7 protein-coding genes, 1 pseudogene and 1 riboswitch are annotated in these 8,322 nt (G+C 55.1%); of the genes and pseudogenes, 4 read left to right on the forward strand and 4 right to left on the reverse strand.

The genetic code is table 11. From position 1 onward, the window contains the following. Positions 1-348, forward strand: a pseudogene (locus tag VGE80_RS14735) (NAD-dependent protein deacetylase); the annotation flags it as partial. Between the two features lie 198 nt (positions 349-546). Then, positions 547-1,119, forward strand: a complete 573-nt coding sequence (locus tag VGE80_RS14740) for a DUF4256 domain-containing protein (RefSeq protein WP_440593191.1) — start codon at positions 547-549, stop codon at positions 1,117-1,119. Positions 1,120-1,476: 357 nt separating this feature from the next. On the opposite strand, the gene VGE80_RS14745 is transcribed toward VGE80_RS14740, so the two are convergent. After that, the gene (locus VGE80_RS14745) at positions 1,477-1,887 is read right to left on the reverse strand and encodes a hypothetical protein (RefSeq protein ID WP_440593192.1); all 411 of its coding nucleotides are present in this window, start codon (positions 1,885-1,887) and stop codon (positions 1,477-1,479) included. Positions 1,888-2,138: 251 nt separating this feature from the next. Between VGE80_RS14745 and VGE80_RS14750 the strand changes: the two genes are divergently transcribed. Further along, positions 2,139-2,501 carry a hypothetical protein gene (locus tag VGE80_RS14750; RefSeq protein ID WP_440593193.1) on the forward strand — a complete coding sequence of 121 codons (363 nt, stop codon included), beginning with the start codon at positions 2,139-2,141 and terminating at the stop codon, positions 2,499-2,501. Positions 2,502-3,681: 1,180 nt separating this feature from the next. On the opposite strand, the gene VGE80_RS14755 is transcribed toward VGE80_RS14750, so the two are convergent. After that, positions 3,682-4,524, reverse strand: coding sequence for a c-type cytochrome (locus VGE80_RS14755; protein ID WP_440593194.1), 843 nt, complete (start codon positions 4,522-4,524; stop codon positions 3,682-3,684). 56 nt (positions 4,525-4,580) lie between these two features. Continuing rightward, complete coding sequence (locus VGE80_RS14760; RefSeq protein WP_440593195.1) at positions 4,581-5,759, reverse strand: methyltransferase domain-containing protein; 1,179 nt, start codon at positions 5,757-5,759, stop codon at positions 4,581-4,583. Positions 5,760-6,065: 306 nt separating this feature from the next. Further along, positions 6,066-6,125, forward strand: a riboswitch (guanidine-III (ykkC-III) riboswitch). A 15-nt stretch (positions 6,126-6,140) separates the two neighbouring features. Here VGE80_RS14760 and VGE80_RS14765 point away from each other — a divergent pair. Next, entirely contained in the window at positions 6,141-6,458 is a 318-nt protein-coding gene (locus tag VGE80_RS14765) for a DMT family transporter (RefSeq protein WP_373652503.1), read from the forward strand. 159 nt (positions 6,459-6,617) lie between these two features. Here the strand turns inward: VGE80_RS14765 and VGE80_RS14770 are convergent, their stop codons facing one another. Beyond that, complete coding sequence (locus VGE80_RS14770) at positions 6,618-6,824, reverse strand: hypothetical protein (RefSeq protein WP_440593196.1); 207 nt, start codon at positions 6,822-6,824, stop codon at positions 6,618-6,620. Positions 6,825-8,322: the final 1,498 nt, after the last annotated feature.

The raw sequence follows: 8,322 nt of genomic DNA on the forward strand, positions 1-8,322 counted from the left end.
GAGACCATCAGAACGGCTTCGCCGCTGCCCGATTGCCCACAATGCGGTCGGATCGCCCGGCCCAATATTCTGATGTTTGGTGACGCTCACTGGATTGCGACACGGTCGGACCAGCAGTACCAGCGATATATCGAATGGACAGCGAAAGCATCCTCCCGCCGGATGGTGATCGTCGAACTGGGAGCGGGACTTGCCATTCCAACCGTCCGGTATGAGTGCGAGTCCCACGCAGGAACGTTAATCCGGGTCAATCCTCGAGAAGCCGACGTCCACTCCCAAGGTATCTCCATTCCCACGGGAGCATTATCGGCTCTTCAGGCAATCGATGAATTGCTTGAAGCAGGGTAGTGAACCCGGGTTTGTCGGATCGGCTTCGATCAGGCAGTGCCTGTGCATTGCTTGTACGACATCAACAACTTTGCCAGATTAGGCAGTCAGCGCCGTCAGAAATCAGCTCTCTTGAATGCCTCCTTCGGATTGCTCGTAGTTCACGGAATTCTCGCTGGAAAACTCATCACCTCTTTAATCTCACATCAGGAAGCGACCATGCGTGCAGTTCGTTCGGACAAGGAACTTTCCCCTGAGGTACGGGAGCAACTGCTGACAAAACTCTCTGCTCGGTTTGAAAAGAACATGCATCGTCATCCCGGTCTCAGTTGGGACAAGATCCAGAAGCGGCTGGATGAAAACCCTGATAAGCTCTGGTCATTGAACGAAATGGAACGGACGGGCGGGGAACCGGATGTCATCAGCCACGACAAGAAAACCGGACAATACCTGTTTGTCGATTGCTGCCCCGAAACGCCTAAAGGCCGTACCAGCATCTGTTATGACCGCGAAGGGCTGGAGTCGCGGAAAGAACACAAGCCGAAGCACAATGCCATCGATCTGGCGACCGAAATGGGAGTCGAGATCCTGACGGAAGCCCAGTATCGTGAGCTCCAAAAGGTCGGTAATTTCGACATGAAGACCTCCAGTTGGATCAAGACCCCCGAAGATATCCGCAGCTTGGGAGGAGCCCTCTTCTGCGACCGCCGCTTCGGTCACGTTTTCGTCTATCACAACGGAGATCAGTCCTACTATGGCGTCCGCGGCTTCCGAGCAGCACTCTTCGTCTAGTCAGTCCGCGAGATGTAGCAACTCGTCTCCCGGAATGGAAAACATCTCCTCCGCACAAAGGTCGTTCTTCAACTCATCAACTACGCACCTCTGCAGCAGAATATCGCACCTGCATCGCGGTTCGAGATGATGCCCGAAAATCCCACGAGTCACCCCAATGGCTGTGTCCAGGCCGCGACCGGTGCGAAGCCAACCGCGAGAGGTTTCATCTACATCAAAAACCTATCCGCCCGCTCTCAATCGTCGTGAAACAGCGTGTTCGGCCAGGACACACTTCCAGCGCATCCCAAACAGACCAAAGCGGCCAATCTCATACCGGACAAATTTCCTGGACAGGCCCAGAAAAGGCGTATTGCCTCATTTCTCGACCACTTCAATCAGTTCGACAGAGGGATCCTGGCCGAGACCATAATGGACTTTGACTGAATAACTGCGCAGTCGGCCCTTCCAGGTAAACGTTTCGACATCGACGGCTCCTACTGTGTTCGTGCCGGCCTTGTCGGATGTAACCAGTGGATTGCCCTTCGCGGGAATGGCTTTAAGTTGAGATTTCGTCAGATCCGTGTTCTCACCACTCGATCTCAACGCTGCCTGCCAGGCCTCATTGGTGGAACTGAATGCCTGTTTGACCTGATTCTCCTGCCAGGCGAGGAACAGCAGTACCACAGCAGTGACGGCGACCAGGCCTCTGACGGTCCACACAACGGCCGAATTCGCTGCCTTCGTGTCCTTGGATGAATTCTTCGAACTGGAAGAACGGTTGCTCATGTCTGTCTCTCAAATCGACGAAACGGGAACGAAAAAAGGAGACAGATCACATCTCATCATCGCGGGGAAGTCAATCCCGATGAACAGATCCGGGTTGGGCTCCTAATCTTCCTTCCGAAGCCCGTTCAAGGCTGCTCAAGACCTGACACAGTTCTGGCTGATTTCCAGTGATTGCCGGATTTCGATCTTCCTGATAAAAGGCCGCACCGAATTGGATCTGGCAACTGGAAACCATCCTGGAATCTATCGCAATGGCAAAGAAACGACCGCAGGAAGGGAGTGAATCAAGCCCCATCGAGGCAGATCTCAGCCCCATGAAAGAAGCAATCATCATCGAGGACCTCGCTGGTGAGGCAACTGCCGATCTGAAAAGCGAAATCGAGACTTTCATCAGTCTGCGCGATGAGCTGGCACGCAAGCTGGCCGATGAAATTGCCGCGACCGAACTGAAATTGGCACAACTCAGGGAAACCGCCGCCTCACTATTCCCCCGCACGAGTGATTCCCCTGAAGACAAGAAAGCCAAGAAGCCCAAACCGAAGCCCGCAAAAGAAGAGAAACCCTCCTCCGTCAGCGCGGAAGAACAGGACAGCACTGAAACATCCGAGTCTTAAAGGCTCAGTGAAGGTTGCATCAGGAACCGGTAATCCCAATGGCACAGGTACCACCCAGGGTTCAATCGCGAGCCCCCTTCCGGAACTTTCCCGGTTCCCATTGCTAGACCAGTCTTCGCCACCCGCTTCTTTTGGAGCATCGTGGACCAGAGCCAGCCACCCGTCCCTGAATTGCGATCGACTCACCTCGACGTAAGCCCTGGACTTTCAAACAGAGATTAGTTGGCTGCACATTCTGCCACGATGACGAATGCCGTCCCTCGCGGATCTTCATTCCCTCAACTTATTAATTCCAGACGCGACACGCATTCAAAGATCTCCTGATAAAATTCATAGATTGCGAAATGGGATCGACACACGTCTGAAGCCATCATGCCCGCGGACTTGCCCATTATCTTTCGTTTTTTGTACGGGCTCACCGCGGATCGTTCCTCTTTCATCAGGCAGGCTGATCGCGCGTAAGGCCCGGCAATGATAGACAGCAAGTCTTGCCCCAGTGTCATCTGCGCTTGTCGAAACCGTTTGAACTGCTGATAGTGCTGTGAAAGTCACCCCGCATTACAAAGTGGGAGCACGCAGCATGCAGGACTATTTTCAGGACCGCAGACGCTGGTTTGGCTGTCTGGCACTACTGATCTCGTGCTTCATCACGACCGGTTGGATCAGAAGTTATTCCCACATCGACGAATTCGACATCGGCCAGCTTGTCGACATCCCTTCAAGCGCTGGCCACATCTCGTTTGTCCAGAGTCGAAAGGGCTTGGTGACGCTGATCGCTGTCGACCCTCAAATTCAGACAGTCGAACAAACAATTTCTGCTCTACAGTCCCCATCACCACACGAAGCAGGGGACAGTGACGACTTATTAAGTGAGGTCACAGACGGGATCATACTCTGCAATACGCTTTTCCTGAGACTGACAGAAGTGGTCTCTGTTCCATACTGGGTCTTCGTCGCTCCCTGTACCTTGGTCTCAGCGGTTCTCCTCGTCAGTAGCAGACACTACCACCCTCGACCCCAAGCTCAGCGGTATCAACAAGGTCCGGACGCACTTAGCGACGAACATCACGCGGCTGTGCACAACCGTTGTTCATAAGAGTCCCGACCTCAGCCCCGGTCACTATTTCATCTGAGAAGGGGACAGATGAGCCCCCGATCCCTCGGAGGAAGTCAATTCGGATCAGGGCTTCGATCCGGAATTGTACTCGCCCAACCTGTCTTTCTCCGGTAAGTGATCTTTGAGGCGAAACTTGGGCCTTTCATGTGAGTTCACGTAGTCTGCGATGTCGAGTGCTTCTTGGTCCGAGAGATCGGTGTCATCCAGTGGCATCGCCACCTTCAGCCACGAAGCCAGTTTCCGCACGTCTGTCAGTCCCGCCCCCTCATTGTACGAGCGTGGGCCCCAAACGGGCGGGTTTTCTTCATCACCCGCTCCGTCTGCTCCATGGCATGAGGCACATCGGTCCGCGTAAAGTTCGCTGCCCCGTTGGCGTTCAGCGCGGCCAGCATCGAGCTTCAGATCAGGAACAGCATGAGGACCAAGCGAACGGACGCCGTTCATCTTGAGTGGCTGGCCTGTCGACAACCAGGTGATGTAGGTCGCAATTGCGATCGACACTTCACTCCCCAGGGGAGGACGAATCCCGTTGCAACTGCGCATGAAGCAGTTGAGGATGCGATCTTCCAGCGTGATGACCCGCTGCTCACGTGGAGACCAGGCGGGGTACGCCGTCGCAACCCCGATGAACGTCGCGGCCTTCGGGTCGGTCCCGTTCTTCAAATGGCACGATGTGCAGTTGAGATCGTTACCGACAAACCGCTTTGATAACGGATGTTTCACCGTCTGCTCGACCAGTAACCGCCCGAGTTCGATCGTGTCACCCAAGGGACCTTCCGGCAAAGGTTGTTCAAGCGGAGGAGACTCGCTCACGGGAGACTCGTCTCCCGAACTCAGTCCCAGCATCGCAGTGCTGCCTCCGAGCAGACAGATCAGTATCCACAGGCGGCGAGTTGGTTTGATCATCCCGTTTCTCCTGCTGCAGTTGTCATGGATTGGGCACGACGACAACTGGCAATCCCTTAATGCAGCGGCAGGTAGCCATATCCATCCATCTGACGATTGGCAATCACGGACAGAGCCGACTCAGCAACGGAGATCCCTTTGGCCACGGCCGACTCCGGAAACCCCTTATAATTGAGTGCCTGTCCGCAGACGAACACTTCGACACCCGCGTCCTGCAGCAATTTGATCAGAGGAAGATTCGGGTTTCGCTCGACTCCAAATCGCGCCTGATAGAACTCGTCGTTCAATACCGATTTGGTCGCCTCGCCATGCAGCACGACGACAATCTTTACGTCGGACGCCTTCAAGCCCGCGACACCATAAAGATTCAGCAATCGAGCGGCCCGATCAAGCGACTTATGAATACTTCCTGCTGGGGCTGCAGCAGTTGCATCCAGCAGCAGCTTTGCACCTGATCGAGGTTTCTCCGTGGCATTCGGGACCGCCACAACACCGCCATGTCCGGCGATGATGGGATACAAAGGGGACTTCAGGCCCGGAGTCGCACTCTTGGTAAATTCCACGAAGTAATTCTCTTCGAGGAATTCATTGACCTCCCGCGTTTTGAGAAACCCCGATTCGACAATCTCACTCTCGAAGACTTCCTGGCCCGCACGAACGTGATTCAGCGTCCATTCCTTCGTCTTTCCGGGAATGCGGCGGAAATCGATGACAATCACTCGCCCGCCCGGCTTAAGTGCTCTCCGTAACGAGGCCATTGTTTTCAGCGGGAATTCGAAGTGATGGTAGGTGTCACAGATGAAGGCGACATCGATGGAGTCATCCGGCAGCTCGGTCGATTCGGGAGTGCAAAGCTGGGTCTCAACATTCTTCTGGCCGCGCTGATGACTGGTGAGCTTCACGTGGTCGAGAAATTCCTGAGCGATATCCACCGCGATCACTCGCCCCTCATCGCCCACGGCATCGGAGAACATGCGCGTGAACAGCCCCGTTCCCGCACCGATATCCGCCACCGTCTGGCCGGGTTTGATCTGACAGGCTTCAAGAATGTTTTCACGCTGCTGGAAGACTTCGCGGCTTTCAATTTCAAACCGTTCCACGAACTCTTCTGGCTTTGGATTCCGGAAAGTGTCGTTGATCCCCGGTTTGACACTTTTTTCCTGTCCGGAAGAGACCCCTGAAACGAAAAGCACCAATAGCAGCAGTGTCAGCAGACGAATTGGCCGTAACTCCATGATCTCTCTCGGTCTTTCCATCGTTGGTGGCGCAGGCAAACATGACAGCGTTCTTCATCGGGGACCGAGCAACGGAAATTTGCTGGCCCCCCGCGGATGCAGTGTACGCCAAGCCCCTTTGAGAAGGACATCCTTCCGCACTGCTGAGCTGTAGCCGCAGCGAAAATCAGGAGACACGTCTCGCAGAAGATGATGATCCCCGATGAGTTCAAATGCTGGACGATCTGCCAGCCGACATTTCGCAAGCCGAGCTCAAGGGCAGAGTTTGACCGACGCTCGACAGCCGCCTAAAATGGCGTCATTCTGTTTTTGCCATTTCGGCCCGGACGATGAGCGACGTACCCGGTTAGGAAAAGACGACGCGGATTGAGGAGCGTCGTGATGCCGTGGATTCTACTTGTCATTGCTGGCTTACTGGAGGCAGGCTGGGCCATTGGTCTGAAACAAAGCCAGGGGTTTACCAAGCCGGTACCGAGCATACTCACAATTATCGGGATCATCGCGAGTATGTATCTGCTCGCTGTTGCCGCCCGCACACTTCCGATCGGGACTGCCTATGCTGTCTGGGTCGGGATCGGGACCTTCGGAGCCATGGTACTCGGCATGGCATTCCTGGGTGAACCTGCCAGTGCAGGTCGAATCTTCTTTCTCAGCCTGCTGATCGTCGCCATCATCGGCTTGAAATTCACGGCAAGCTAACATCGCGGCCACCAGACTGAGTCTGGTGGCCTGCCGGCGGATGGACCGTGCGTGTGTTCACAAGACGAACAAGGGAATCGCATCCAGACGGGTCGGGTATTGCAACCCGATGCGCATGGAGGATTCCCATCAAATTCGTATGACTCGCGGGCAGGGGACTTAGTCGCCCAACGGAATTCGGAGCGATGCCATGATCTCGGAGAGGACCTCGTGTCGAACGTCGCTCTGTTCCTGGGCGCTCAGCACGCCGACTCGGGATGCGTTGGCTCCCTTGGTTCCGCTCATTCGATTCTCGGCCTCAATGGGCAAGCCCTCGCGGGGAGTTGAAGCTGTTGTCGCTGTACGTTGACCCCAGATCGTCGTCATAATTTTCATCTTTTCAGTTCGTGTTTTACGGAGCAGCGTCGGTTACGTCCGTCCTATCGCAACAGACTGATAACGAAGAAGGTTGCAATCTTCAGGCCAACCGGTTCCTTTCCAGTTCCAGGCCAGAGAAAGCAGACAGTCTTCACCCCCTTGGCAACCCCGTCTCAGTCACCGGGCAATCGATCAAAACTGTGACCGTCGCCGTTGCATACCGGACACATGTCGAAGCGACAATGTTCGCGACAAGACGAAGTGAAAGAGAGCAATCCACAGGATTTCAACGAAGGATGGGATTCTCCAAAAAAGCCCGGCCCCACCCGCATGATGAAGGGGAGGATGTTCTCCAGACTGCCCAAAGTCCAAACAGGCAAAGTCTGATGGTCGTTCGTAGCGCGACCTGACCAATCAGACAGCGAGCAACCCGCAGACCCGTCAGGGAATTCTGACCCGGTCTTCAGATTCACCGGGGCGCGGTTCCGGCCCCCGCAATCCGTTCGGACCGAAAGTCTCGCCACGAACTCGTCGCGTGTGCCTGCCCTCGACCTCTGTGACCCCACCAATGCCCAAATGGCAAACTCTCTCCGACTCATTTCGAATGCAGGAGTCCAGGCCCCCACCCAGGAGGGAAGTCGACGGATGTGGACACCCCCGCTCGCGCTGCAGGTCCTACAGCGAGTACCAGCTTCGCGACCGTCTGCACTAAAGACGAAGGTGGCACGACTCGTCCCAAATTGTCAAATAACCGCTAAACGATTGATTCCGTCTGAGATTCTCAAAACACTGCCGTCTACCCAGACACCGAGCGGTAGCGCCCGTCAACGTACAAAAGAGAACTGACGGGACTCTGCTGGCCAGCCGGGCCAATCTCCCGAAAACTATATAAGCTTTGATTGCTGCCATACTTGGGACTGGCCACCGACTGGCCACCGGCTGGCCAATTGGCCAGCCCGATCCGTTATATCACCGAGCTGCCGCTGACAAAGTGTCAGACTCCCCATCACACCCCTCCTCACATTTCGACTAACGATCATCCCATCCGAACAGTGTGATCACCGGACAGCGTCCCGGCGAGTCCAACCCTCCAGACGTTTGGAACCAATCATGGGCTCGGAGTTCAGAACGTGTATTCGTTCCGCTTCCCCCCAATATCAAGCTCGCTGTTTTTAGCAGTAGCAGACCATCCAACCACGAACCGAATTGGGACAATTCACAGGACGGCGCTTCGAATCAAGAAAAGACCTCGCGGTCTTTCTTGGACACCAACACTGATCTAGAACACAGGAATCGCCCTTTTCTTTCTGATGGAGCGTCCCCGCGACTTCGTCCGAGGAATGTTGGCCATTTGCTCGATTTTGTTCGGTTGCAGAACCGACGCCAGCCCGCGCAATGATTCGACGATCGGATAACGCAACGGCAGCATCACCCACAGGAGTGACTCGCCCGTGTCTAAGCGGGAATGTTTTCCTGGGCGGCAGTTTGATCAGTGCTTTGATGCGAC

This window comes from Schlesneria sp., from assembly GCF_036405755.1.
Lineage (GTDB): Bacteria > Planctomycetota > Planctomycetia > Planctomycetales > Planctomycetaceae > Schlesneria > Schlesneria sphaerica.

What these genes read in the sequence shown, in the direction of transcription:
- VGE80_RS14740 (WP_440593191.1), top strand. Translation starts at nt 547, where the DNA reads ATGCGTGCAGTTCGTTCGGACAAGGAACTTTCCCCTGAGGTACGGGAG.
- VGE80_RS14745 (WP_440593192.1), bottom strand. Translation starts at nt 1,887, where the DNA reads ATGAGCAACCGTTCTTCCAGTTCGAAGAATTCATCCAAGGACACGAAG.
- VGE80_RS14750 (WP_440593193.1), top strand. Translation starts at nt 2,139, where the DNA reads ATGGCAAAGAAACGACCGCAGGAAGGGAGTGAATCAAGCCCCATCGAG.
- VGE80_RS14755 (WP_440593194.1), bottom strand. Translation starts at nt 4,524, where the DNA reads ATGATCAAACCAACTCGCCGCCTGTGGATACTGATCTGTCTGCTCGGA.
- VGE80_RS14760 (WP_440593195.1), bottom strand. Translation starts at nt 5,759, where the DNA reads ATGGAGTTACGGCCAATTCGTCTGCTGACACTGCTGCTATTGGTGCTT.
- VGE80_RS14765 (WP_373652503.1), top strand. Translation starts at nt 6,141, where the DNA reads ATGCCGTGGATTCTACTTGTCATTGCTGGCTTACTGGAGGCAGGCTGG.
- VGE80_RS14770 (WP_440593196.1), bottom strand. Translation starts at nt 6,824, where the DNA reads ATGACGACGATCTGGGGTCAACGTACAGCGACAACAGCTTCAACTCCC.